Raw genomic sequence first — 1,543 nt, 5'->3', positions numbered from 1 at the left:
CCTCGGGGCAGGGGCCAGTGCAGGGCTTCGCCGGTGTCCAGGCGTTGAGGTGTCAGGCCGGAGTAGTCGGCCGCTCCCCCGGCGGAGGCCGCGGCCAGTTCGGCCAGGGCGGTGTCGGGGTCGGTGGGGAAGGCTTGGTGCGGGTGTCCCAGGCGGGTGGCCAAGGCGTTGAGGACGTGCAGGTCGGTGCGCACTCCGGGTGGGGGCGGTGTGGCCTGGCGGCGGCGTAGGACGCGTCCTTCCAGGTTGGTCATGGTGCCCGACTCCTCGGCCCATTGGGCGACGGGCAGGACCACGTCGCCCATGGCGGCTGTTTCGGAGAGTACGAAGTCGGCGGTGACCAGCAGGTCCAGGTCTTGCAGGCGTTGGCGTACGTGTGCGGTGTGGGGTGCGGACACGGCCGGGTTGGAGCCGAACAGCAGCATGGCGCGTGGCCCGCCGGGGGTGCCCAGGGCGTCCAGGAGTTCGTAGGCGCTGCGGCCCGCGCCGGGCAGGTCGCCTGGGTCCATGCCCCACACGCCGGCCACGTGTGCGCGTGCGGCCGGGTCGTCGATGTGACGGTAGCCGGGTAGTTGGTCGGCCTTTTGGCCGTGTTCGCGGCCGCCTTGGCCGTTGCCCTGCCCGGTGATGCATCCGTATCCGGAGCCGGTGCGGCCGGGCAGTCCCAGGGCCAGGGCCAGGTTGATCCAGGCCGAGACGGTGTCGGTGCCCTTGGCGTGCTGTTCGGTACCGCGTCCGGTCAGGACGTAGGCCGACCGGTTGCGTGCGGCCTTGCCCAGGAGGTCGGCGGCGGCGTGGACTCGGGTGGCGGGCACCCCGGTGGTGAGTTCGGCGTGTTCGGGCCACCAGGCGGCGGCCCGTTCCCATGCGGTGTCGAAGCCGGTGGTGCGGGCGTGGACGTAGTCCTGGTCGACCCATCCTCGTTGGAGTGCGGCGTGGAGCAGGCTCAGTGCCAGGGCGGTGTCGGTGCCAGGGCGTGGGGCCAGGTGGATTCCACCGTTGTCCAGGGCCACTCGTGCGGTGGCGGTGCGGCGTGGGTCGATGACGACCAGGCGTGGTGCGGACAGGTGTCCCATCATCGGGGGCATGGTCTCGGCCGGGTTGGCGCCGGCGAGCAGGACCGCTTCGGCTTGGCCGAGGTCGGTCAGGGGGAAGGGCATGCCGCGGTCCAGGCCGAAGGCGCGGTTGGCGGCGGCCGCCGCCGAGGACATGCAGAAGCGGCCGTTGTAGTCGATCTGGGAGGTGCCCAGGGCCAGGCGGGCGAACTTGCCCAGTAGGTAGGATTTTTCGTTGGTCAGTCCGCCGCCGCCGAAGACCGCGACGCTGTCGGGGCCCGATTGGGCGCGCAGGGCCAGGAGTCGTTGGGCGATGTGGTCCAGGGCGGTGTCCCAGTCCACCTCGGTCAGGGGCGCGTCGCGGTTCTCGCGCATCAAAGGGCTGGTGAGCCGGTCGGGGGTGGTGAGGACTTCGGTGGAGGTCCAGCCCTTGCGGCACAGTCCGCCCCGGTTGGTGGGGAAGGGGGCGGGGCGCACGGTCAGGGTCC

1 protein-coding gene is annotated in these 1,543 nt (G+C 71.9%); it reads right to left on the bottom strand.

The window, feature by feature from the left end:
• Positions 1–1,543 (bottom strand): molybdopterin oxidoreductase family protein (locus tag BQ8420_RS27370; RefSeq protein WP_143847595.1); only part of this gene is annotated, 1,543 nt, incomplete at both ends.

It is taken from the genome of Nocardiopsis sp. JB363 (assembly GCF_900143625.1).
GTDB lineage: Bacteria > Actinomycetota > Actinomycetes > Streptosporangiales > Streptosporangiaceae > Nocardiopsis.
Note: the sequence above shows the minus strand (reverse complement) of the source record. Positions and strands in the feature narration are given on the sequence as shown.